We start from the raw sequence: 25,506 nt of genomic DNA, 5'->3' as shown, positions 1-25,506 counted from the left end.
AAATCACTCAGAAATGAATATTTAAGATGATTTTAATAAAAATCACTCGTTGGTGATAGGAGTTATTCTTTGAAAATTAATTAAATCAATCTGCAAGGGACTTCCAAGTCTTCAGTAAGATAATAGCTGGAACACAGGCGATGATAACCATCCGCAATGATCAGCTCATTTTGCCCTCTGACAAGCAATATCGGGGAAAGTTTTTTGTTTTTCTCTACTTTTTTAAGGTTTTCTTTCACATGAATATTGGTTTCCGGTAACAAGGTAAGTTTACTGGCTCTTAAAATGTCTTTCGACTTCTTTATAATAGTAGGAGCAGCCTTTAATTTTTCAACCATTTTTTCAACTTCATCAGGTTGAAAAAGCAATTCCAGATAGTCCTGAGCTGCCGGAAAATCATGATCTTCCGGTTCTTTCAGCCAGATATTGTCTCTGGTAAGATGAGTTTTTTTTGGAAAAGTCTTCATAAGTGCTTATTTAAAAGATGAATAAATGTATGAAAAATAGATCGTCCTTTAATAAATAACCATGAATACATTCCCCTTTTTATTTCTTATGAAAATCTTGGTATGATATATGCAAGATTTATCATGAACCGGAATGAATTTCATTAATAATATTGAATTAATTGAAATCATTCAAAAATATGAGCATTATGAAAAAGTTATTAATTTCAACAGTACTGTTATTAGGTTTATCCATGAGTGTTTCTGCACAGAAACATCCACCAGTTCCCCCGCACCCTTCAAAAAGCGAATTGGTCAATATTAAAATGCAGGAGCTTACTAAAAAATACAATCTTGAGAAAAAGCTGATCCTTAATCATCCGCTTGCTACCAAACAGATGAAGAGAGACCAGATGAAAGCCTTAAATCAAAGATATGCGACTGAAAAGCGATTACTTAGACAGGCGAAATAATACAGAATTTTTACAGTTATTAAAATAAAAAAAGCTGTTTTTTATATTTTGGAATTTAAGAAGTTTTCAATGTAAAGGAAAATTTATTGAAAGAGAATGCGTTTTGTGTTATCTTTCTTTATTTGGAATTGAATAAAAATGGCTTTATTGATGCATTTTAAGATCGGTCTGAAGAAACATGAAACATCCAATATTTTTCCTTAAATTCGCATAAAAATTTTTAAAGTAATGAATTACGATATTATTGTCATTGGAAGTGGTCCTGGTGGATATGTTACTGCGATCAGAGCAGCGCAATTAGGTTTCAAAACCGCAATTATCGAGAAAGAAAATTTAGGAGGAATTTGCCTTAACTGGGGATGTATTCCAACTAAAGCTTTATTGAAATCTGCTCAGGTTTTTCATTATATCAACCATGCTGAAGATTATGGTTTGAATAAAGTGGAGGCAAGCTTTGAATTCCCGAATGTAATTCAGAGAAGCCGTGGTGTTGCCAGCAAAATGAGCAAAGGAATCGAATTCTTGATGAAAAAGAATAAGATTGACGTAATTCTTGGTACTGCAAAAGTACAGAAAGGTAAAAAAGTTTCTGTTACAGATAAAGAAGGAAAAGTAACTGAATATACAGGTACTCACATTATTATCGCTACAGGAGCTCGTTCAAGAGAATTACCAAACTTACCGCAGGATGGTAAAAAAGTAATCGGATACAGACAGGCATTATCTCTTCCTGAGCAGCCGAAATCTATGATCGTTGTAGGTTCTGGAGCTATCGGGGTAGAATTTGCAGATTTCTATAACACAATGGGAACTAAAGTAACTGTTGTTGAATTCATGCCAAACATCGTCCCTGTAGAAGACGAAGAAATCTCTAAACACTTAGAGAAATCTCTTAAAAAGACAGGAATTGAGATCATGACAAACGCTTCTGTAGAAAGTGTTGATACAAGCGGAGATGGAGTAAAAGCTACTGTGAAAACAGCTAACGGAAACATTACCCTTGAAGCTGATATTTTATTATCTGCTGTAGGTATTGCTGCTAATATCGAGAACATCGGATTAGAGGAAGTAGGAATCCAGACAGACAAAGGAAGAGTATTGGTAAACGAATGGTATGAAACTTCAGTACCTGGTTACTATGCGATCGGTGATATCATCCCAACTCAGGCATTGGCTCACGTGGCTTCTGCAGAAGGGATCACTTGTGTTGAGAAAATCAAAGGAATGCACGTTGAGAAAATCGACTATGGCAATATCCCTGGATGTACTTACTGCCACCCTGAAGTAGCATCTGTAGGTCTTACTGAAAAGCAGGCTAAAGAAAAAGGATACGAAATCAAAGTAGGTAAATTCCCTCTTTCTGCAAGTGGTAAAGCTACTGCAAACGGAAACACAGACGGATTTATCAAAGTGATTTTTGATGCTAAATATGGTGAGTGGTTAGGATGCCACATGATCGGTGAAGGAGTAACTGATATGGTTGCTGAAGCTGTTGTAGCCAGAAAACTAGAGACTACAGGTCACGAGATCATCAAGTCTATCCACCCGCATCCAACAGTTTCTGAAGCGATTATGGAAGCTGCTGCTGCTGCTTATGGTGAGGTAATTCACATTTAATATAGTATTGGCTGTCATCGATTGACATCAATTAAATAATAAGGAGACCGGAGAAACAATAGTTTTTCCGGTTTTTTAGTAATTATAATTATCCCTGCGCATGTATTGAGGTGGTTTTTTTATGGAAAATGTTTACTGTTTATTCCATATTCACGTTAGAAAATATAATAAATAACCCAGTAACGCTCCTCCAATAACTACAAAAGCACTATTTATTTTTTTTAATCCGAATACAACAGCTATACTTATACAGGCGATAAGAGTTGTTTTCCAGTCGGTAATGCTGTCAATTCCCATCGTGATGCATACAGACAGAATGAGAGCTACAGAAGCCACATTTACACCGTTAAGAAAAGAAGAAAATGTTGCAGAATTTCTCATTTTATTTACGAAAGGACCAGATAAAGCAACAAATATAAAAGAAGGAAGGAATATGGCTAAAGTAGATACCAAAGCCCCCGAAAGTCCATTGATCTGATATCCGATAAATGTCACCGAAGAAAACACAGGCCCCGGAGTAAACTGGCCTACGGCGACTGCATCTATAAGTTCCTGACGGGTAATAATCCCTCTTGAAACAAGCTCTGTATCCAGAAAGGCGAATAAAACATATCCGCTTCCGTATAATATGGCTCCGATTTTCAGAAAGATCCAGAATAATTTTAAATTAAGCAGAGAAGAAGCATCGGATAGTAAAAACTGAAGTGGGCTAATAAAAATAAAATTGTTGAGTTTTTTATTTCTTTGATACTCTATTATCAATATTAAAAGTCCGGCTCCGAACATTAATACTATCTCATTGATTTTAAAAAAAGAACATAGGAGAACAATTCCTCCCACAGCTGCTAATGGGAAAGTTTTTACTGATTTTTTTGCCAAGGGGAAGGCAGCACCTATTATAATCGCTATAATGGCAGGTTTTATTCCATAAATAAAAGGAGATACTTCAGGAAGCTGGCCATATTCTTTGTATAGCCATGCAAAAATACCGGTAATAATAACCGCAGGAAATATAAAACAAAAACCGGCCACTATCAGCCCTTTCCAGCCCGCTCTTTCACGTCCTATATGTATTGCCATTTCAGTACTGTTAGGACCAGGAATAAGATTGGTAGCTCCAATAAGATCCAGAAATTCCTGATCTGTCAGCCACTTCTTTTCAGCTACCACTTCTTTTTGCATCATTGCAATATGGGCTGCAGGGCCTCCAAATCCAATGATTCCCAGCTTCAGAAATAATTTGGCAAGGTCTTTTAAGTCATTATTATTGTTCACTTTAAATGATTTGTTTTACAAGGCTCATTCTTAAAAATTGATTTGATAAAAGTAAAAAACTACAGTATATATTTTAATATCTGAATGATCATTTTTACATTAATTTTGAAAAGTATGGGTTTTAATAGCAGATAGAAGGACATGCTGCTTAAGGAGTTAAAATTATTTTGATTGAATTTTGATGTGATTTTAATGATTTTTCTTAAAATAATTTTAAAATCAGCATATTTATAAAAATTAACTTAATTATTTCAGCCTGTTTTCTTACATTTATTCAATGAATTTTGAGAGAGTAGGACTTGTTTTATCAGGAGGCGGTACCAAAGGAATCGCTCATGCAGGAGTATTAAAATTCTTACAGGAAAAAAGAATTGAAGTCGATATCCTTTCCTGCTGTAGCGCAGGTTCTATTGTAGGATGTCTGCATGCTATAGGAAAAACTCCGGAAGAAATCCTGGAATTTTTCAATTCCGTCTATTTTTTCAACTGGAAGCACTTTACCTTCAATCAGCCGGGCTTGGTTTCTTCAGTGATCTTCAGAAACTATCTGAAACCTATTTTCCATGATATGAAATTGGGAGATCTTGATATCGAGGTGAAAATTGTAGCCACAGAGCTTGTTGCTGGAACCCAGAAGATTTTTGATAAAGACTTTGAGATTGTTGATGCCATTATTGCTTCATGCTCTATTCCGGGAATTACCACTCCTTATATCATCGGTGATGAAATGTATTGTGATGGAGGAGTACTGAATAACTTTCCGGCAGATATCATCAGAGAAGACTGTGATAAGCTGATCGGTGTATTTGTATCTCCACCCAATGAAGCAAAGATTAAGGATCTAAACTCTATTAAAGCTATTGTTTCCCGCTCTTACGACCTTCTGTCCTACAGAATCGAAAAAATAAAATTTGATTACTGCGACTGGTTCATTTCTTCCCAAAAATTATCTTCCTACGGAACTTTCGAACGGAGAAAAGACAGACTGGAAGAGATTTTCAATATCGGTTACAAAGCAGCAAAAGAAAGCTATGAAGAAAGCACTTTTTTCACAGAATTAAAACAATCCGGAACATAAAAAAATCCTGCATTAATCAATACAGGACTTTTATTTTATAAGAAAGGAAAACAATCTTGGGTTCTAAAAGAGAAGTTATAGGCAGACTATAACAACTTTTCAGCCTCATTCTTTCAGCCTCCTTCTTTTATAATTCTAATTTTTCACGACATATCCGTCCTGGCGAACGATTTCACGGTCATCCGCATCATTTACAACTAATGTATAAGGTGCTTTTTTCGGAGAATCTGTAAGATAATTTCTCCAGATCTGATAACTGTGCCCCTCATTATTGAAGTTGATATAATAGTTGCCTCCTGTACCATCAGGAATCAACTCTCCGTCACTGATGATCATGCTTGGTTTTGCCGTAATCTTTGCGTTGGCATTCCACGACTGGTAAAGGTACTTGCCATTCGGTTGTTTGTCGATTCTAATCTTGAACTTTTTGGTTTTAATAATAACAGTTTTCGGTACCTGCTGAAGGGCAGAAGAAGTTATAAAACCGTCTGTCTTCGGAGCGGGAACTTCTTTAGCATGAACAAAAGAAAACTGAGCTAAGCAGAAAGTCCCTAATAAAATATGCTTTATCATATTGAGTGGTTATTGGTTAACATTTCAGACTCTATCAAATATAGAGCCAATTTTCGTTAAATAGACCGGGTATCGTTCTGAAAAAGAAGTTCTTAGGACTTTTATTTATGGGTTATTGAAAATAATATTGTTGATTTTCAGTTGATTACTATTTTGTTGGCGAAATAGTATCAAATTCTGAAACAACTGAATACTTTTCTTATGTACATTTGTATCATCAAAGGATCTCGTTCCTTTATTATCAAAATGAAACTAATTAACTTTAAGTTTTTTCTATTAAAAGTATCAGAAATCATCTTCACGATTTTTAATACATCTCCTCCTGTAATTTCTTAATTTTTTCGAAAGAATTATCACATAATTCGTACTCTGTTTTTTCGTATTCTGAAGAATCAGAGCGCAATCCCCGTTTTAAAATTTAACTAAAAAACAAAAACAAACTATGGAATTAGGTTTTCATGGCTGGATGATTCCGGCCGTAATGGCGCTTTTGTGCGTACTTTTTTACAAATTCATTTTAAGAATTTTCTTTGGATTGATTATTGTTCCCCAGGACAAAATCGGTTTGGTGACCAAAAAATTTGTGTTGGTAGGAAAACAGGAACTTCCGGAAGGCAGAATTATTGCCACCAACGGAGAAGCAGGTTTTCAGGCTCAGACATTGGCTCCGGGAGTATATTTTGGAAAATGGATCTGGCAGTATTCTATCGATTTTCAATCTTTTACAGTGATTCCGACGGGTAAAATAGGGTTACTGTTGGCAAAAGACGGTATAGAACTGGAAACGGGAAGGATCTTAGCCAGAAAAGTAGACTGCGATTCTTTTCAGGATGCTGAAGCCTTTTTAAAAAACGGAGGAAGAAAAGGCCGCCAGACTGCGATTATTGCACCGGGATCATATAGGATCAATACATTATTATTTGAAGTAGAATTAATGGAGATGACTCAAATTCCTGACAATGCGGTGGGAATTATCACAACAATGGAAGGAAGTCCTTTAGAAGAAGGTCAGATTGCCGGTAAAATTATCAATGATCATAATAAGTTCCAGGATGTGGACACTTTTTTAAGTAACGGAGGATATAAAGGCCTTCAGGAGCAGGTAATCCTGGCTGGTTCCTATTTTCTGAATCCCTGGTTTACAAAAGTTGAAATGGTAAAAATGACGGAAATTCCGATCGGTCATGTCGGAGTAATCATCAGCTATGTAGGTGAAGAAGGAAAAGACCTCAGCGGAGTCGATTTTAAACATGGAAATATCGTAGAGAAAGGCCATAAAGGTGTATGGGCAGAACCCATTGGTCCGGGAAAATATCCTATTAATCCTTATATTATGAAGGTTGAGCTTGTTCCTACCACCAACTTAGTTTTGAACTGGGCGTATGAAAGAAGCGAATCTCATCAACTTGATAAAAATCTTTCAACGATTACCGTTCGAAGTAAAGACGGTTTCCCTTTTAATCTTGATGTTTCCCAGATCATTCATATTCCAACTTATGAAGCTCCAAAAGTAATTGCCCGTTTCGGGAATATGATCAATCTTGTAAGTCAGGTTTTAGAGCCTACGATTGGGAATTATTTCAGAAACTCAGCGCAGGACAGTGATGTGATTGCATTTTTAGGGACACGAAAAGAAAGACAACAGTCGGCAAAAGACCACATCAGCAGTGTTTTGGAACAATATAACGTGAATGCTGTTGATACTTTGATTGGAGCTATTGTTCCACCGGAAAGTTTAATGAAAACTCTAACAGACAGAAAACTGGCGGAAGAGCAGAAAATAACTTATGAAACTGAAATGCTGGCTCAGGAAACCCGTCAGGCGCTGGAAAAAGAAACAGCTGTTGCAGATATGCAGAAAGAAATTGTAAAAGCAGATCAGGGTGTTGTGATTGCAGAAAGGATTGCAGATGCATCGGTGAAAAAAGCAACCGGAGACGCCAATTCTGTAAGACTGCAGGCAAACGCGGAAGGAGACCGATTGAAACTGCTGGCAACCGGAGAAGCTGAGAAAACTAGACTTCTCGCAAAAGCCGAAGCAGAAAAAATAGAGTTGCTGGCCAAAGCAAGTGCTGAGCAGATTTCGTTGACCGGTAATGCTGAAGCAGAAAAAATTCTGGCTATCGGTAAATCTAATGCAGAATCTTACAAACTGTCTGTGGAAGCAATGGGCGGCAATAATTTTACCCAATTAAAAATCATGGAAAATATAGCGAATCAGAATGTAAGAATAATGCCTGAAGTGTTAATCGGAGGAAGCGGAGATTCTGCGAATGGAGGAATCAGCGGGCTTTTAGGACTTCAGCTGTTGGAACAGGTTCAGAAGAAAAATGGAGAGACTGTTTCTACTTCTGAAGAAAAGCCTGATAACAATTCTTAACTCAATTGACAAATAATTTAAACTTAACTCAAATTTTGAATTTTTAAAATGATTTATATCGTTCAGCTCATTATAACATTACTGATTATTAGTTTTTTTGTTTTCTCTATTATTGAAATCTATTGTGAAATTGTGAAAAAAAGTTCTTGGGCCTTTTTGGGTATGCTTATCAGCTTGATTTTATTTTTTTTAATGATTACAGTACGCAATCATATGGTTAAAAATGAACTTGTAAAAAATATAAATGCTTCAAAAATAGAACAGAAAAATTCACTTTTTTCAAAAAGAGAATTGTCGGATATTCATCTTGTAAGCGAGAAAATGAGAGTTGTTGATAAAGATATTTATGTTGTGCTTATGCCTCAAAAAGATACACTTTACATGAATCAGGATTTTAATAACAAGAATAAATTCTGGATCCACTATAAAAAGTATGAGATTTTAAAATTTACAGCACCTGTAGGATATATCATTAAAAACTAAAAAATCGCCCGAAAAACTTTCGGGCGATCTCATACTTTTATGCGGTATAACTTGCAAAAGCATCTTCCAGGCTTTCAAATTTACCTTTAAACTCATCAATAGGGCAGTCCTGAAGAATATTTCCTTTATGGATCAGAATGACTCTAGAGCAAAGCGCCTCCACTTCCTGCATAATGTGGGTAGAAAGTAAAACAGTCTTTTGCTGTCCGATTTCTTTTACCACATTACGGATTTCAATGATTTGGTTAGGATCAAGACCGTTGGTAGGCTCATCCAGAATCAGTAAATCCGGTTGATGAATAATGGCCTGCGCAAGCCCTACACGCTGTTTATATCCTTTAGATAACTGGCCGATCTTTTTAGATTTTTCGGGAGTAATTCCTACCAGTTCGATCACCTCATCTACCCTGGATTCAGAAATTTTGTGGATGTTGGCAACAAACTGAAGGTATTCTTTCACATACATCTCCAGATAAAGCGGATTATTTTCAGGAAGAAAACCGATTTTCTTTTTGCTTTCGATCTCATGGTCTGAGATATTCATTCCATTGAAAATAATTTCTCCCTGATCAATTTTCAGTGCACCGACAATAGATTTCATCAGGGTAGATTTTCCGGCACCGTTTGGGCCAAGAAGACCGATGATCTCATTTTTATCAATAGAAATGTTGATGTTGTCAAGGGCAGTCTGTTCACCAAATTTTTTGGTTAAATTGATTATCTGAAGCGGCATAAGTTTTACTATCTTTCTGCAAAAATAAAATAAAAAAACTCATCCGATAGAATGAGTTTCGCAATATTTATAAAATATAATTATTTTCTTGATTTTTTCTTGGCTCCGCCTGATGCCGGAGTTGCTGTAGAGGCTGTATTTGTGGTTCCCTTATTACCCGTTGGGTTTATCGTGGCCGGTTTGTCATACATCGCATACTTTCCATTGGTTCTTCCAAAAATTTTTTCGACCTGTTTTTGGGTTAAAAACTGTGATTTTCCAATGTACTTTCTGTTTTTGTTGATCACCTGGATAAACTGCATGGTTTGTTGACCATAGTTTTTTTCATAATGAAGTTCTATGATGTCATTGGGAAGTTCCAATACAACATTTTCTTCTGGAGTGGTAACAAAACCATCCATAATAAGCTTATATAATCCGGCCACATCACCATTAAGATTCTGGAATGAAAAAGAGCGGATTGTGTTCAGGTTGCTGGTGTTCAGATCCTGGTAGTTGACTGTAAATTTATCTTCCTTTTTATAGAGACCAACGGAATTATCTTTACCAATTTCCACCAAACTTTCATTTTTCAACACTTTGATCTGTGAGAAAACTGAAATACCGAACATACATGTAATAAGTAGAATTATTTTTCTCATGGAATGAATTTTAATGTTTTATAACTTGGTGCACATAAATTTACTCATAAAAAAGCTAAAAAACAATTTTAATCGTTAAAGCAAAAGTAACACTTTTTTTTAATATTGATACGTGATCATCTGCTGATGCTATGGATTCCATGGTTTATATAAAAGTTTGGTAACCATGAGATTAATTCTTTTTTATTAAAGTGCTGCGATGCTTGTTTGCGATAGGTTTTTGATCGTTGGAAGGATGTAATGTATTGAAAAACAGTTTGAAAAACCTTTACGTAAGATTTAATTAAAAAATTAATTTAAAATAAATAGTAAAATTGAAATTTTGTGAAATAAAATTAGAGAAATTATAACAGTTTGTTTTTAGAAACAGTGGCTACAAAAGCATCAAACTCTTGTTTGTAGCTTCTCCCAACAGTGATCTGGTGTTTGTTGACAATCAGTTTATTATTGTTGAAAGCAGTCAAAGATCTTATCTGCGATAAAATTAAATACTGTTTGTTTTAAAAGCCTTTGGTGGATATTTTTTAAAAGCTTTTTGTGGTTTACTTAGAAGTTATTGCCTTCAGAACAGCATTTTTTATTGCAGCTTCTTTGAAACTCCAGTATTCACGGTTTTCAGGCATCTGATTTTCAAGGATGATCAATGTTGTATCTGTGGAAGGAAAGTAGGTGTTAAGACAGGTGAAGCCATCGCCAAGACCAGTCACGGCAAAATAATCCAGACCTGATTCTTTGATGAACCTTATATTGTACCCGAATCCCATGCTTTCTTTTCCAAATACATCATGCTGAGAACGTGTGGAAGGGGTCATCATTAATTTCTGAAATTCCGGGGAGAGAAGTTTACCTTTAAATAATGCCTGATCCCATTTTGCCAGATCCTGTACGGTGGAAATGATTCCTGCGGCAGGAGCGATGTCATCATTCAGAAAAGACTCTTTTACTTTCTCAAACTGATTGTTTTCATTCATATAACCGGGAACGAGAGATTGATTATTCTTTGGGTTATAAACAAAAGTTTGATCCATTCTTAGTTTTTTAAAAAGAAAACCGGCAAGTTCTGTGAAACTTTTTCCTGTAGTATTTTTAAGAATTTCTCCAAGCATCATATAAGAGAGATTTCCATATTTAAACTGTGAACCGGCTTTGAAAGCTGAGGATTTTTCCAGTTTGGTAATTCCGTGAGTATGGTTCAGGAGATGATGGATTGTTACTGTATCTGCCCAGGTTTGTGTAAGAGTGGGAAGATATTTTTTGATAGGAGTATGAAGATCCAGTTTTCCCTGTTCGGCAGCCTGTAGAACCAAAACAGCGGTCACCTGCTTGGAGTTTGACATGATTTCAAACTGATCATCTGTTTTCAAAGGAATTTTTTTTTCAAAATCCTTGTAACCGTTGGATTTCAGATATTGTATATTTCCTTTTTGAGTAACCAGAACAACGCCATTGAACTGTATCGGGCTGGAAGCTGTGATAATGCTGTCAATTTTATGGGCATAAGTGTCTTTTCTCTGAGCTGTCGCGTTAATAGATAGCAGGGTAGAAATTGCACCTGTGAAGAGTAATTTTGTTATGGTCATCATTTATTTTTTGTTGTAATATTCATAGGCTGCTTTGGAGATATCAGCAATAATAGCTTCCGCATCACCGAATTTTTCATAAGTATCATGAATAAAAACAGCGATGTAGAACTTTTTCTTACCGGAAATTTCTATAATACCAAAATCATTAACAGCGCCCGTCATTCCTTCTTTATTTGTAAAGGAAGTTCCTGTTCTATGGGCTGTTTTTACATGTTGTGGCAAATTGCCCTTCAGCCTTTTTGTTCCTGTAGTGTTGTTAAGAATGGCGTTATAAAGCCACAATGTATGTTTTTTGTTGAGAATTTTTCCATTGTTGAATGCCTCAAGCAGTTTGGTAGTCTCATTGGGTGTTATTTTGTTTACAAATTGAGATTCCCAGTCTTTATGCATATCTTCTTCATTGTTCCTAATTATGAAATCTTTACTATTGATGAATTGTTGTACAGGCTCAGGCCCGCCAATTAACCTTAGCAAAATATCAGTTAAATTATTATCACTGTAAGAAACCATCCATTTTATAGCTTCTTCCAAACTGATTTCTATATTACCATCAGGATATTCTTTCCTGAATGGGCTCCAGGTATCTTCCAATAATTCCTCTTTTTTAATGAGCAGTTTTTGCTGTAAAGAAAGTTCACCTTTTTCTATTTTGTTCAGAACCGTTAATGCAATTGGAAACTTTACGGTACTGAGCATTGGATAAAGCTTATTGCCATTAATCTGTATTCTTTCTTTGTGGTAAGGATCAATAATTGAAACTCCTACATCTGCCTTTTTATTGGAGATAATGGATTCAATTGTTTTTTTTAGATCCGGAAGTTTAGAACCCTGAGAGAAAAGAGATAAGTGGAATAACAGAGCGAAGAATGTGAAAATAATTCCTTTTTTCATGTGAGTTTGGTCTTAATTTTTAGGTTTCCAAATATATTTTTTTTTGATTACACAATAAAATATTTTCGTCAATTATTATGAGTATAAGCATAAACCTGTCAGATAAATAGTATTATTTTTATCACAAGTTTTTGAATTATATAATTATTTACAGTGCCCTCTCTTATGGAAATTATGAAGCATAAAAATGAAGTCTCTTCTTTAAAAGAAGATAAAAAACATTCAATTAATTCTTCTGTAATGTACAGCCGATTTGTACTTATGGCTTTGATGATGTTCTGTTTTATGTACATCATTATGTACACGATGATAGACAACCCGAGAAATTTTATTTCAAATATTAATAATTTATACATGACTCTCATGATGGTTTCAGCCATGTTACTTATTGAATTATGGGTTATGCGAAAGAGGTATAGAAACAGAAAACTCAATTGTATCATTGTAAGTATTGGAGTGATGACAAGTCTTTTTTCCTGGTTTGGAATCAGAGAACAGGTGAATGTGGATGACAGGCAGTTTGTAAAAAGTATGATTCCTCATCATGCAGCTGCCCTTTTGATATCTGAAAAAGTACACCTCAGCGATCCACAACTGATTATTCTTCAGAGAAATATTTTTAAAACCCAATCTGCAGAAATTAAGCTGATGAAAAGAAAACTTAAGGAGTTTGAAAGAAGGTAGAGTAGGAGGCAGAAAACAACAAGAATGGTGATCTACTGTTATTTTATTCAGGATATTTTAATAATTTAGTTCGTATGAAAATTAAAATTATCTGCTTTTTTGTACTTCATTTCTCCGTTATTTCCTGTAAAAAAGATAAAGAATACCCTAAATATGTTGAATTGGAATCGGGAAATGGAAGCTATTCACTTTATATAAAAGATGGGAATTTTGAGTTTTTAAAAACAGAACTTGTAAGCTATGATCAAATCTTAACAGCACCTTTTTCAGAAGGTAAATATAAGATATCAGGTGATGAACTGATTTTGAATAGTGACAAAGGGAAAAAATATATTTTCAAAATCGGGAATGACTCTGAACTGATCCCTGAAAAAGTGGATTTCCTGAAAGACCTGAAAGGATTGTATCCTGTTAAGATTCTTCATAACAACAAAATGCCGAAAGAAATGGGACGTCTGGATTCTTTAGGAAGAAAAAATGCGTTGTGGCTTTATTTTAATGAAAAGGGAAAAGTGGTTAACCAGAGATTGTATAAAAATGGTGAACTCGTAAAAGATCATTACAAGTCTGATATTATTATAAAATAAAGAATCTGTAAGAGGCTTTGAAATAAACAGTATTCAATTTTATCGCAGATAAAATTCTTGCGCCTTATAGCAGTCTTCTTAATAGAATTTGCGTCTTTACGTTTTTCAATTATACCTTTATTATTTGTGTTTTTTGAAAACGCAAAGACGCAAAGCTTTTTAATTCTATGCATAATTTTAAGGCGCGAAAAAATCAAAGTTTTTTAGCAAGTAAAAGTCAAAAATATATCAGCAACTTACCTTAGTCAATAAAAAAGGCGCCACTTACAAGTAAATGGCGCCTCGTCACTGAATATATTTGAATGTAAAATTGTTTCTGTTTATCTACTCATTCTGTTTGATTTGTGGGTTATTATTAATCTCTTTATTAGGAATCTGGAATCTGAATTTATCAGGAGTCAGGTTGAATCTTCCAAAAGTATGATTCGTTCCGGTGTATACTCTTTCTAAAGGAGTATTAAGTCTTTTCATATCAAACCAGGCGTAGCCTTCACCCCAAAGTTCTATTCTCTTTTGTAGGACAATTTCATTAATCAGCTCGCTGCCTGATTTCGTAGATAATGTGTAAGCCTGATCTCTTTTGGAGGTAATGTCAAATAATACCTGTCTTGCTTCTGCTTCTCTTCCTTGTCTGGCAAGAGCTTCCGCTTGTATATAATATAGTGAAGATGCTCTGATGTAAATATAATCTCCTTCAAAAAGCGTGGGATCTTTAAACTTCCAGCTTACGTAAGGCGGATAATTCTTCGTTTTTCCGTTGAATGTATATGCAGCATTCTGGTTTCCATTGAATACTTTTTTACGGTAATCCGTTGCCGGAATGGCTTCATAAAGACGCTTGTCAATCAGCTTACGGATCTGTGCGGCTCCGGCATATCCTTCATTCGTATTATCAAACATGGAGAAGAAAGAAGCATAATAATTTCCGATGCTCATTGTGGAGATCGTATTATGAAAACCCCATATTACCTCAGGATTATTGATATTGGAAAATCCGGTATTGGTATAATCATCCTCGGTCATAAGGGCAATTCCCTGTTTACTTTCCTGAGCATATTGGGCTGCCTTGATATAATCCCGTGTTTCCAGAAATACTTCTGCGGCAATAGCTTTAGCAGTTCTTTGGTCTATCTGGGCTCTGGAAGGTCTGGTGTAAGTATCCAAAAGCGTTACAGATTCTTCTATATCTTTTTTGATTTGCGTATATACCTCAGCAACTGTTGATCTCGGAAGTCCCTGACTTGGATTAGCTGCGGTAAGAACCAATGGAAGGCCGGGCTCAGACTGATGTCCGTTATAATCATTGGCATAAAAACGCACCAGATAAAAGTAGGAATAAGCTCTTAAAGCGAGCAGCTGTCCTGCAATGGCTCTGTTTTTTGCATTGGCATTTTTATCCAGACCATCCAGCAGCTTGTTGATTACGAATATTCTTGCATAAAAAGTAGTCCATACAATCTCAGAAGCAATATTACTGGCATTAGTGGCTTCATAATTATAAAACATTCCTAAATGCTGGTTGGTAGACTGGATCACATCATTAGACATCAGATCAGCACCTGCTTTAATTCCCATGATTCCGAAATCTGAGTGAACGGTGGTACCGCCTGCACCATTGCTTCGAAGATCAAGATAGATTCCACCCAGAATTTTTTCCGGACTGTTTGCATCGTTATTGAGCTGCTCCCCGGAAATATCCCCTTCCGGTAACGTATTGAGATCATTAGCACAGCTGGTAGCCAAAAAACTTAGGGTTACAGCTGTTATAAAGTATTGTATTGTGTTCATTCCTGTTCTTTTAAAAGTTAAGTTTAAAGCCTAAAGAGACGCTTGACAACAGAGAATACCGGTACGAATCTGAAACTCCCGTCAGCGAAGCTCTCGGATCATAACCTTTTCTCTTGGACCATAGGTACAGGTTGTTTCCTGTCACATAGATTTTCAAACCTGATAAGCCTGCCTGTTGTGCAAAACCATCGGGAAGCTGATAGGAGAGGGTTACGTCCTGAAGGCTGATATAATCCGATTTGATCAGATACAGCGTTGAATTTCCGTTCTGGTTTGTAGCGGTAAGATCTACTCTCGGTAAGGCAGCCGTTGGATTTTCCGGAGTCCAGGTTTTATCCAGATCTGTTGAATAGTTGGAACCATAGCTGTCAGAATGGAATAAGCTTCTGTAAATATCATCATATCCATAGCCTCCGAACTGGTAAGCGAAATTCACTGAAAGATTAAATCTTTTAAAGCTGAAATCTGTTCCGAATCCTCCATATACCTTTGGAATCGCTGACTTTCCGGTGTTATAGTCGGTGGCCTCCTTATAATTATTGGTCACTGTTCTTTCTTCCTTTTGGGTAGTTGGGTTGATGGTTGTGTGATACCATAAAGCATCACCGTTCTCAGGATTTACTCCGGCAAATTCTTTTAGGAAATAGGTGTAACGGTCTCCACCTTCTGTCAGGATAAATAAACCTGAAACAAGTCCTGTATTTCTCTGCTCAGCCGGTAATCTGGTAATCTTATTTTTATAGTGAGTGGCATTCGCATAAAAACTCCACTGGAACTCATCACCGCGAAGGATATCTACATTGACATTCGCCTGAACACCTCTGTTGGTCATATCTCCGATATTTCCATACTTCACATAGGAGCCTGCATTGGAGGGAGGAAGAGGAAGCGTGTAAATCATATCCGAAACTTTCCTTTCAAAATAATCAGCATTCAGGTTGATTCTGTTTTTCAAAAGTGAAATTTCAAAACCGGCATTCAGGTTTTTGGAGGTTTCCCATTTCAGATCCTTATTTCCCTGTTTTTTAAGAGAGAGTACAGGTTTATCATTTCCGAAGTTATTGATTCCGTAGATATCCTGATAAGCATAATAATCTCTACTGGAACCGCCTAAAAGAATGTTGTCATTTCCCTGCTGGCCATAAGAAGCTTTTAATTTTAAAGAATTAATCACGCTGTTGTCTTTAAGGAAATCTTCTTTTGCGATATTCCATGCCAGTCCCAGTCCGTAGAAATTTCCCCATCTGCTCTCCGGAGAAAATACAGAAGAACCGTCTCTACGGATATTGGCATTAAAGAAATATTTCCCGTCATAATTATACAATAACCTTGTGAAATAGCCTTCTACTGCATATTCATAACCGCTTCCTGATAAACCGGTAATTTTCACGGCATTATCAAAAGCTTGTGAGTCAGGTAATAAAAGCTGCTGCTTTGATCCGGAGAATCCATTATCTTTTATCTTATTCAGTTCATGTCCTGCAAGAAGATTAAAGCTGTGATTTCCCAGTTTTTTCTGGTAGGTAAGCAACTGCTGGTGGTTCAGTGTATATTTGAAATTAGAACCTTGAGAAATGGTTCCTCCTACAGAAGATGAAGTTCCACCTTCCGTATTTCCGAACTGCAGGTTTCTGTTATTTTCGAGATAAGCACCGAAATTATAGGTAAAATCCAGTCCTTTGATGATTTCATAATTTAAACCAAGATTAAGATTGGTCACATTGCTTACCGTCTGCGATTTGTTTTTTTGCAGATTGCCTACAGGATTTTCAAATACAGCATAAGATCTTGTAGCACCATTAGGTCCCTGACCGTCTCCATAGTCGTATAAAGCATTTCCATAGCTGTCATAAAGCCTCTGATAGTTGTTGTCCCTTAAGAAAACAGGATAGAAAGGTGCAATATTTCGGGCAAACTGGAAAGGGTTGGAGAAACCTCCGGCCTCACCAAAATCCTGCTTGCTGTACGTGTAGGATAAAGCACTGGTCAGCTTCAGTTTTGAAGTGATAGCGTAGTCTACATTTGACCTGATCCCGAATCTTTCAAAACCTGAAGAAATCAGATATCCTTTATCATCCAGATAATTAAGGGATGTATAAGATTTTATCTGATCCCCATTGGCATTGATACCTACTGTGGCTTCTCTTCGCAAAGCAGGTCTGAAAAGCAGTTTCTTCCAGTCATCCTGATATAATAATTTCGCATCGGGATTGAAAGAGCCTTCTTTTGAAATCAGCTGATTAAAAGGAACATTATACACATTATATCCCAGTTTGGTCAGCGCTGAAAGTCCCACATCATGAGGAGAAGGACCGGAAGGAACCGCTCCCGGTTGTTTCAGTCTTGCGATTTCACCAATTCTTGCTCTGTTATAATAAGCGGTATAATAATCCTGAGGAGAAGTATAAACCGAATAATCTTCAATAGATCTGAAATTAACCCCTGTTTTTACATCAGCCTCTATACTTACGCCTTTACTTTTTCCTCTTTTGGTGTTCACAATAATAACACCATTAGCCCCTCTGGAACCGTATAAAGCATTCGAAGAAGCATCTTCAAGAAAAGAGATGCTTTCAATTTCCGATGCGGCAATACTGTTCAGGTTTCCGCTGTACGGAATGCCATCCAGTACAATTAAGGGGTCACTGGAAGCGTTGATAGAGCCTATTCCTCTCATTCTGATGGTGGGCTGGGAGCCTGGCTGTCCTGAGGAAATCACCTGTACCCCCGCTACTTTTCCTCCAATTCCCTGAAGAATATTTCCGTTTTGAAGATTAGAAAGATCTTTAGCCTTCAGCGACTGTACAGATCCTGTAATTTCTTCTTTTTTTTGTTTTCCGAAGGCTACCACCACCACTTCTTTTATGGAGGTTTCTCCGGAAAGACTGTCTTTGCTTTGTGCAAAACCATATTCCGCGAACAGCAATAAGGCCAGTACACCAAGCTTGCATTGTTTCTTTTTCATTATATTAATCTAGGTTTAAAACTGAATTGTGTATTACTGCTGATCTCTCCGTAAGAAATAATAATCCCCTGCCTCCTTTTTCAGGGAGGATATAAAAAAACAGAAGATTAAAATTTACAGGAGATGTACCCGGATGAAAGAAGCCTTGAACTCTTAGGCTTTAATTCCTACAGTAATGAATGTATCTCTTAAAAAGTTAGCACATCATCATCATGCCCATCATATCAAAGCACATGTCTTGGGAAATACTGTTGTGCTGTGAAAAGTCAGACATTCCATAACACATATCTTGTGCAGGAGCTGTCGCCATAATGGTGCATAGGTAAGAATTAAAGGTATTCTTATTCATGAGAATAAAGTTTATGATTTTTTTAACTGGGTCAAAATTATTTAATAAATGACAAACCCCTATAAAAGGAGCATATGAGATAAATCATATTAGTCTACCGAATTAGTAGATTAATATGAAAAAAAATGAAAGATTTGAGTTTATTCAATTGACAATCAGTGTTTTATTTTATTGTGTGAAATGTTAAAAAATGATAAAAAAGTAACATTTTGGAGTATGAATTAAAATTAACAGCATTAAGTCTATTGATTTTGTAGACTTTTGCTTATTTTATAGCTGTATTTTCATGGGAATAAGGATCAGGAGCTTCATCCTGCTATCCGCTCATACTCCTCGCACCTGGCTGAATCCACTTTCTGCTGCGGGGTAACCGCTGCTATCATGGCTAAGGACGGTTTGAATTATAATTGATAAATGATCAATGATCAATGATCAATCATAATATAAAATTATCCCAAACCTCTGTGTCAATCTGTGAGATCTGCGGTAATAACAAAAAAGAAGCCCATCTTTCGATAGACTTCTTATGAAAACAAGATTAAAATATGGATTTATTCTTTCTTAATATCCGGAACTGCCAACGGAGCCTGATCCCAACCACCGCCAAGCGCTCTGTAAACAGCAACACTCGCTTTAAGTTGGTTCACTTTCTTCTCTACCAGCTCAAACCTGGATTCCAGGGCATCCCTTTGAGTCAGTAAAACTTCCATGTAATCAGCACGGGCATATTTGAACAGGTCGTTGGAAATATCTATAGACTTTGTTAAAGCATCCACTTCCTTCGTTTTGATATTCACACTGCTTTCCAGATTATGAATTTTAGCCAATTGATTGGCTACCTCAATATAAGCTCCTAAAACAGTCTGCTCATAATGATACACTGCCTGAATCTGTTTGGCGTTGGCATTATAATAAGCCGCTTTAATCGCTCTTCTGTTGATCAATGGTGCCGTAAGTTCTCCCGCAAGAGAAAAGAGAAACGACTGAGGTTTGATGATATACAACGGATTAAAAGCCTGTAACCCGGCTCCTGCAGAAAGATCAAGAGAAGGGTAGAACCTTGCTTTGGCCACTTTAATGTCAAGCTTGGCAGCAGCCAGTTCATATTCAGCCTGTTTGATATCCGGACGGTTTTCCAATAGTTCGGAAGGCATTCCTCCATACACAGCTTGCGGAATAACAGAATCAAAAGAATCCTGACTTCTTTCCACGGGTTGTGGAAATCTTCCCACCAGATAATTAATCCTGTTCTCCGTTTCAACTATCTTCTGCTGAATGTCATACTGCATTCCCTGAGTTTTCAGAACCTGGGCTTCAAATCTCTGTACTGCCAGTTCATTGGATCGCGCATTCTTTTTTAACTCTTTGATAATATCCAGCGCATCATTCTGAATTTTAATATTCTGATTCAAAATAACCAGCTCATTATCCAGTGCCAACAGTTCATAATAAGAATCTGCAATTTCAGAAATAAGATGAGTGGTCATGAAGTTCTTTCCTTCAATGCTGGCAAGATATCGCTGTACCTGTGCTTTTGTCGCATTATGCAGCTTTCCCCAGATATCCGTTTCCCACTGTGCCTGAACACCTGCTCCAAAATCAAATAAAGGTTCCGGCATTTCTCTGCCGGGTTCTATTTCAGTATTGGCCTCCATGGCTCCGATATTGGTGTACCGGCTTACCTTGTCTACACCAGCTCCGGCTTTTAAACCTACAGAAGGAAGATACTCCCCTTTCCTGGCTTTGATTTCATTTTTAGACATTTCAATTTCCTGAAGGACAATATTCAGTTCCTGATTATTCTGAAGGGCCTGGGTAATCAGTTCCTGAAGATGAGGATCACTGAAATATTCATTCCACTTCATTTTTCCGGTATTGATAGTGTCGTTTTCTGCTGAACCGTATTTTTCAGGGACGGTTTTATTTTCAGCACGCTGTGCTATTTCTATAGGTTTACAGGCAGTAAGACTTAATAAGACGACTGCCAGACCTGCATATTGATATATTTTTCTTTTATTCATAATGGATCATGTCTTCGCTTAATGGAGATTCATCTTCGTCTTTGATCATTTTTTTACCATCAGACCACTTGGCAAATATGTAGTAAAGCCCTGGAATGACAATCACTCCGAACAGTGTTCCTATCAGCATTCCTCCCAGTGAAGATGCCCCAATGGTATGGTTTCCGATCGCTCCCGCACCTCTTGCAAAAACAAGCGGAACCAATCCTGCAATAAAGGCAAAAGAAGTCATCAGAATCGGTCTGAAACGGGCTTTGGAGCCTTCTACGGCAGCTTCGAGAATAGAATCTCCTGCCTGACGCCTTTTCACGGCAAATTCTACAATAAGTACTGCGTTTTTACCCAGTAATCCGATAATCATGATCAATCCTACCTGTGCATAGATGTCATTTTCAAGTCCCATTGCTTTTAATAATAAGAAAGACCCGAAAACTCCCACCGGTAAAGAGCAAAGTACCGCAAACGGAATCAGGAAACTTTCATATTGTGCCGCCAGAACCAGATACACGAATACCAAAACAACAAGGAATACATAGATCGCTTCATTACCACGTTGCGCCTCATCATAAGACAATCCTTCCCATGCAACTTTATATCCGTGAGGAAGTGTTTTGGCCGCGGTTTCATTGATGGCCTGAATAGCATCTGCCGTTGTATAGCCTGCAGCCGGAAGACCACGGATTGCTGCGGAATTGTACATGTTGTAACGAGTGATTTCGTTCGGTCCCTGTGTCTTTTTCATCGTCATAAATGCTGAATAAGGCACCATTTCATCACGGTCATTCTTCACATACAGGTTCATAATATCCGTAGGAAGCCTTCTGAATTCCGGAGACGACTGCACATACACCTTGAAGAACTGCCCGAAACGGATAAAGCCCTGTTCATAGGTACTACCGATCAGAATGTTGAGGTTGTCCATCGCTTTTCCGATAGAAACTCCTTTCTGCATGGCTGCATTATTATCAAATACCAGCTCATACTGAGGATAATTAGCCGCAAAAAAGGTGAAGACTCCAGAAAGCTCCTTACGCTTTTTAAGCTGTGCGATGAAATCTTTATTGGCTTTATCAAATTCCTGATAATCTGTCGTTCTGTTCAGATCCAGAAGTCTCATAGAGAAACCTCCCGAAGATCCGAATCCTGGTACAGCTGGTGGTTCAAAGAACTCAATGGTAGCTCCAAGATCTTTTGATTTTTCTTCCAGTTCTTCCATGATCTCCTTCACAGAATGATCACGGTCGTTCCAGCTTTTAAGGTTGATCAGACAGGTTCCTGCATTCGAACCACGGCCTTCCGTCATGATTTCGTATCCTGCCAGGGATGATACAGATTCCACACCGTCTACACCCATACAGATTTTCTGCAATGTTCTGGAAACCTTATTCGTCTGCTCAAGGGTAGAACCCGGAGGAGTCTGGATAATAGCATAGATAGTTCCCTGGTCTTCATTCGGGATAAACCCGCCAGGAAGTACTTTATTGATCATCACAATTCCGGCACAGAAAGCAATCAGAATTCCCCATGTTACCACCTTTCGGCTTACGATTTTTCTAAGGAATGAAGCATATTTTCCTGTTATTTTATCAAACCCGCTGTTAAAAGAGTCTAAAGCTTTGGTGAAAATATTGACTTTCTTAGGCTTTCCATGATGGTTTTTCAATAGCATTGCAGCTAAAACCGGAGTCAGAGTAAGGGCTACTACCGCAGAAATCACAATAGAGCTTGCCATGGTAATAGAAAACTGACGGTAGAAAGTTCCCACCGGACCTGTCATAAATGAAATAGGAATGAATACGGCTACCATCACGGCTGTAATGGCAATAATAGCTCCGGCAATTTCACCCATCACTTCTTTTACCGCTTTATAAGGCGAAATATTACTGTTTTCCATTTTGGCGTGAACGGCTTCTATCACTACAATCGCGTTATCAACCACAATACCGATGGCCAGTACCAAAGCAAAAAGAGTAACAAGGTTGATGGTTAACCCAAAGAATTGGATCACAAAGAATGTTCCGATCAAAGAAACCGGCACGGCAATAATAGGAATCAAAGTAGAACGCCAGTCACCAAGGAAAATGAAAACCACGATGGCCACAAGGATAAACGCATCTCTCAACGTATGCATTACCTGTTCGATAGAAGCATCAAGGAATTGGGAAACGTCATAACTGATTTTATAATCAACTCCCGGAGGAAAGTTCCCTTTCATTTCTGCCAGTTTTGCTTTCACATCTCTGATTACGTCATTGGCATTACTTCCGTAATTCTGTTTTAAAACGATAGATGCGGAAGGATGCCCGTCAAGATTGGAATAAATATCAAAGAATTCACTTCCCAATTCTACTTTGGCAATATCTTTTAGCTTTACATTTTCTCCTTCGGCATTGGAACGCACGATAATATTTTCATATTCTTCCGGTTTGTTGTATTGCCCTTTATAAGTCAGTACATATTCCAGTGACTGTGCTGCAATACCGGAACTTTGTCCGATTCTCCCCGGGCGTCCAATGATACTTTGTTCGCCGATAGCTTTCATCACCTCATCTACAGAGATGTCATAAGCACGCATACGGTCAGGGTTCAGCCAGATACGCATGGCATATCTTCGGCTTCCCAGGATCTGAGATTTTGCAATCCCGTGGATACGGTTAATTTCCGGGATGATATTCACCATAGAGTAGTTGTACAGGAATTTTTCATCCATACTTTTATTCGTACTGTAAAGGTTTACGTACATCAGCATACTCGGCTGAATCGGGTTGACAACAACTCCTTCTTTCTGTACCAGTTCCGGTAGTAAAGGCATTACCTGGTCCACTCTGGTTTTTACCAGAACGACTGCCTCATTCGGATCGGTTCCGGGATCGAAGACAACGTTCACAGTAGCTTCTCCTGCACTGGTGGCATCGGTGGTGATATAACGCATTCCCTGAACTCCATTGATGGCATTTTCAATCGTAATCAAAGATGATTTTACCAATACATCTGCACTCGCGCCGGGATAGGCAATAGAAACGGCTACTGTGGTAGGGGCAATTTTTGGAAACTGTTCCGTAGGAAGCTGCTTCATAGCAATCCCTCCCATAAACAGGATCACAACCGATATCACAATGGCGAAAACCGGTCGGTGTATTACTTTTTTAAACATAATGCTGTTTTTGGGTTACTCGGCGTACAGATCCAGGTTCGACATTACTTTTTCAGGCTTTTGATATTTTGAGCTGATCTTCTGGTTTTCCTGAACCATTCTAAGCCCTTCCAAAAGGATTCTGTCATCCTTTCCAAGCCCTGAAGCGACAACATAAATATGCGGTAATTCAGCAGCAACTTTTATTTCTCTTGCATGTACCTTACCATCTTTACCAATCACATAGACATATTTCTTTTCCAGCTCTTCGAAAGTCGCTTTCTGTGGAATCATCATTGCATTGGCATAAGGTGAGGTGATAACGATGTTTCCGGTTTCTCCGTATCTCAACAGTCCTTTCGGATTTGGGAAAGTAGCCCTGTAAGCGATATTTCCGGTTTCATTGTCAAAATCAGACTCTATGGTTTGTACAATACCATCTTGTGTAAACTCTTTGCCATTGGCCATTCTTAAACGTACATGCATTGGATTATTATCCTTTTTGGCATCCATCTGATTAAGATATTCAGCTTCCGGTACATTGAAATATACCCACATTTTGCTGTTGTCGGAAAGCTCGGTTACAAGCTCACCTTCATCTACAAGACTTCCTTTACGTACGTGTAATTTTCCTACAATTCCGGCAAACGGAGCACGGATTTCGGTAAATTTTAAATGGGTATTCATTGAAGCAAGTTCGGCCTGGGCTTTTTCATACCTTGCTTTAGCCATAGCCATTTCCTGAGGAGCAACGATGTTTTTGTCAGAAAGATTTTTGGTATTCTGATATTCGATTTGCGCGTATTTGGATTCCGCTTTGGCACGGTTTACATCAGATTCATAAAGATTAGGCATGATTTTGAACATCAGCTGCCCTTTCTGAACAAACTGCCCTTCATCTACATAAATAGACTGGATGTATCCTTTTTCCTGGGCACGAAGCTCAATATGATTGATAGAACGGATCTGTGCAACATAATCTTTGTTGACTAAAGTATCTTTAATAAGCGGGCTTGTAACGTTGAATGACGCTGCTTCTGTTTTTTCCTTTTTTTCAGATTGACAGCTTACAAACAAGAGAATAAGGCACAAGTTGATATACATGAGACTTTTCTTGACCATGATAAATATTGTTTTTATAATAATTTATAATTGAAAAAATAGAGTTACCGGCTCTCACAATAAAGCATGAAAGCAGATAAGGTTTTCGAAAAAATTAGTATAAAATCACAGTCGGATGACCCTGTACTGAAGGTACAGATCATCATGTAAGGTCTTTAAATGTTCTGATTGAGCAAGTGAAACAGCAATTTGTTTGTTGTGAAATGTCGTGACAAAGCCTGAAATAAGATGCCAGAAGCCATCTTTGAAAAGAGCAATAAGTTCTGTAGAACCGGAGGACTCTACGTTGTCGTCATTTTCATTGTCGTTTTCAGAAAGATTAGCTCTGATTTTATTGTAGCGGGGATGGCTGACATTGTAGGCATCATTAGACTCATTTTTAAGAAATGCAAAAGATTCTTTGATGCTCTTTTTTTCATGAACAAGAAGATCCGTAGTAAAATGAAGGTCAGAAGAAATATCCGTTGAAATATACTGCTGAATTTGCCCATAGTACCATCCTAAAACGGTAAGCAACGCAAATAACAAACTGTACAAATATTGATAAAATCTTTTCCGCATTCCAGAGACAAAGGTAATTAAACTTAAAAATAAGTGCAACGGCTAAAGATTAAAAAAGTGTTAAAAATTTGATTGCTTCATTGAAAAAATACATCTGTTTATGATGTTTCCTTTTTGGCTAAT

At 37.3% G+C, this 25,506-nt stretch carries 20 protein-coding genes; 7 read left to right on the top strand and 13 right to left on the bottom strand.

The features are described from left to right. Positions 1-80: 80 nt before the first annotated feature. Positions 81-467, bottom strand: coding sequence for a hypothetical protein (locus DEU39_RS09465; protein WP_062672001.1), 387 nt, complete (start codon positions 465-467; stop codon positions 81-83). Positions 468-655: 188 nt separating this feature from the next. Here DEU39_RS09465 and DEU39_RS09460 point away from each other — a divergent pair, with 188 nt between their 5' ends. Together DEU39_RS09460 and lpdA are read left to right on the top strand one after the other, a co-directional pair. Next, the gene (locus tag DEU39_RS09460; RefSeq protein WP_228432475.1) at positions 656-919 is read left to right on the top strand and encodes a hypothetical protein; all 264 of its coding nucleotides are present in this window, start codon (positions 656-658) and stop codon (positions 917-919) included. A gap of 228 nt (positions 920-1,147) precedes the next feature. Then, positions 1,148-2,536, top strand: coding sequence for a dihydrolipoyl dehydrogenase (gene lpdA / locus DEU39_RS09455; RefSeq protein ID WP_120231746.1), 1,389 nt, complete (start codon positions 1,148-1,150; stop codon positions 2,534-2,536). A 150-nt stretch (positions 2,537-2,686) separates the two neighbouring features. Here the strand turns inward: lpdA and chrA are convergent, their stop codons facing one another. Continuing rightward, positions 2,687-3,811, bottom strand: coding sequence for a chromate efflux transporter (chrA, locus tag DEU39_RS09450; protein WP_120231745.1), 1,125 nt, complete (start codon positions 3,809-3,811; stop codon positions 2,687-2,689). 277 nt (positions 3,812-4,088) lie between these two features. On the opposite strand from chrA, the gene DEU39_RS09445 reads away from it, so the two are divergent. Further along, a complete protein-coding gene (locus DEU39_RS09445; protein WP_120231744.1) occupies positions 4,089-4,889 on the top strand; it encodes a patatin-like phospholipase family protein in 801 nt (266 codons plus the stop codon). A 135-nt stretch (positions 4,890-5,024) separates the two neighbouring features. Here DEU39_RS09445 and DEU39_RS09440 read toward each other — a convergent pair whose 3' ends face one another. Beyond that, complete coding sequence (locus DEU39_RS09440; protein WP_120231743.1) at positions 5,025-5,462, bottom strand: hypothetical protein; 438 nt, start codon at positions 5,460-5,462, stop codon at positions 5,025-5,027. Positions 5,463-5,904: 442 nt separating this feature from the next. On the opposite strand from DEU39_RS09440, the gene DEU39_RS09435 reads away from it, so the two are divergent. Beyond that, positions 5,905-7,842, top strand: coding sequence for an SPFH domain-containing protein (locus DEU39_RS09435; RefSeq protein ID WP_120231742.1), 1,938 nt, complete (start codon positions 5,905-5,907; stop codon positions 7,840-7,842). Positions 7,843-7,890: 48 nt separating this feature from the next. Next, the gene (locus DEU39_RS09430; RefSeq protein ID WP_062671990.1) at positions 7,891-8,325 is read left to right on the top strand and encodes a hypothetical protein; all 435 of its coding nucleotides are present in this window, start codon (positions 7,891-7,893) and stop codon (positions 8,323-8,325) included. Positions 8,326-8,362: 37 nt separating this feature from the next. Here DEU39_RS09430 and DEU39_RS09425 read toward each other — a convergent pair whose 3' ends face one another. From DEU39_RS09425 to bla, 4 genes are all read right to left on the bottom strand, one after another. Continuing rightward, positions 8,363-9,058 (bottom strand): ABC transporter ATP-binding protein, encoded by a 696-nt coding sequence (locus tag DEU39_RS09425; protein WP_114821775.1) that lies wholly within the window; start codon positions 9,056-9,058, stop codon positions 8,363-8,365. An 80-nt stretch (positions 9,059-9,138) separates the two neighbouring features. Then, positions 9,139-9,699 (bottom strand): hypothetical protein, encoded by a 561-nt coding sequence (locus tag DEU39_RS09420; RefSeq protein WP_062671985.1) that lies wholly within the window; start codon positions 9,697-9,699, stop codon positions 9,139-9,141. Between the two features lie 542 nt (positions 9,700-10,241). Beyond that, positions 10,242-11,282: a serine hydrolase domain-containing protein gene (locus tag DEU39_RS09415; RefSeq protein WP_120231741.1), complete on the bottom strand. Its 1,041-nt coding sequence runs from the start codon at positions 11,280-11,282 to the stop codon at positions 10,242-10,244. Beyond that, positions 11,283-12,173, bottom strand: coding sequence for a class A beta-lactamase (gene bla, locus DEU39_RS09410; RefSeq protein WP_120231740.1), 891 nt, complete (start codon positions 12,171-12,173; stop codon positions 11,283-11,285). It lies immediately after the preceding gene. A gap of 174 nt (positions 12,174-12,347) precedes the next feature. Here bla and DEU39_RS09405 point away from each other — a divergent pair, with 174 nt between their 5' ends. Together DEU39_RS09405 and DEU39_RS09400 are read left to right on the top strand one after the other, a co-directional pair. Further along, a complete protein-coding gene (locus tag DEU39_RS09405) occupies positions 12,348-12,857 on the top strand; it encodes a DUF305 domain-containing protein (RefSeq protein ID WP_228436722.1) in 510 nt (169 codons plus the stop codon). A 74-nt stretch (positions 12,858-12,931) separates the two neighbouring features. Beyond that, positions 12,932-13,444 carry a hypothetical protein gene (locus DEU39_RS09400; RefSeq protein ID WP_120231738.1) on the top strand — a complete coding sequence of 171 codons (513 nt, stop codon included), beginning with the start codon at positions 12,932-12,934 and terminating at the stop codon, positions 13,442-13,444. A 324-nt stretch (positions 13,445-13,768) separates the two neighbouring features. Here the strand turns inward: DEU39_RS09400 and DEU39_RS09395 are convergent, their stop codons facing one another. From DEU39_RS09395 to DEU39_RS09370, 6 genes are all read right to left on the bottom strand, one after another. Beyond that, on the bottom strand, positions 13,769-15,232 hold the full coding sequence (locus DEU39_RS09395; RefSeq protein WP_062671974.1) for a RagB/SusD family nutrient uptake outer membrane protein: 1,464 nt from the start codon (positions 15,230-15,232) through the stop codon (positions 13,769-13,771). Positions 15,233-15,242: 10 nt separating this feature from the next. After that, positions 15,243-18,197, bottom strand: coding sequence for a SusC/RagA family TonB-linked outer membrane protein (locus tag DEU39_RS09390; protein WP_120231737.1), 2,955 nt, complete (start codon positions 18,195-18,197; stop codon positions 15,243-15,245). A 900-nt stretch (positions 18,198-19,097) separates the two neighbouring features. Beyond that, positions 19,098-20,567, bottom strand: coding sequence for a TolC family protein (locus DEU39_RS09385; protein WP_120231736.1), 1,470 nt, complete (start codon positions 20,565-20,567; stop codon positions 19,098-19,100). Continuing rightward, positions 20,560-23,721: an efflux RND transporter permease subunit gene (locus tag DEU39_RS09380; protein WP_120231735.1), complete on the bottom strand. Its 3,162-nt coding sequence runs from the start codon at positions 23,719-23,721 to the stop codon at positions 20,560-20,562. The genes DEU39_RS09385 and DEU39_RS09380 overlap by 8 nt, the downstream gene beginning before the upstream one ends. Positions 23,722-23,736: 15 nt before the next feature. Beyond that, complete coding sequence (locus tag DEU39_RS09375) at positions 23,737-24,822, bottom strand: efflux RND transporter periplasmic adaptor subunit (RefSeq protein WP_120231734.1); 1,086 nt, start codon at positions 24,820-24,822, stop codon at positions 23,737-23,739. Between the two features lie 105 nt (positions 24,823-24,927). After that, complete coding sequence (locus DEU39_RS09370) at positions 24,928-25,359, bottom strand: hypothetical protein (protein WP_131797483.1); 432 nt, start codon at positions 25,357-25,359, stop codon at positions 24,928-24,930. Positions 25,360-25,506: the final 147 nt, after the last annotated feature.

The sequence above is a fragment of the Chryseobacterium sp. AG363 genome, assembly GCF_003610675.1.
Lineage (GTDB): Bacteria > Bacteroidota > Bacteroidia > Flavobacteriales > Weeksellaceae > Chryseobacterium > Chryseobacterium cucumeris.
This window is presented reverse-complemented; position numbering and strand designations above follow the sequence as displayed.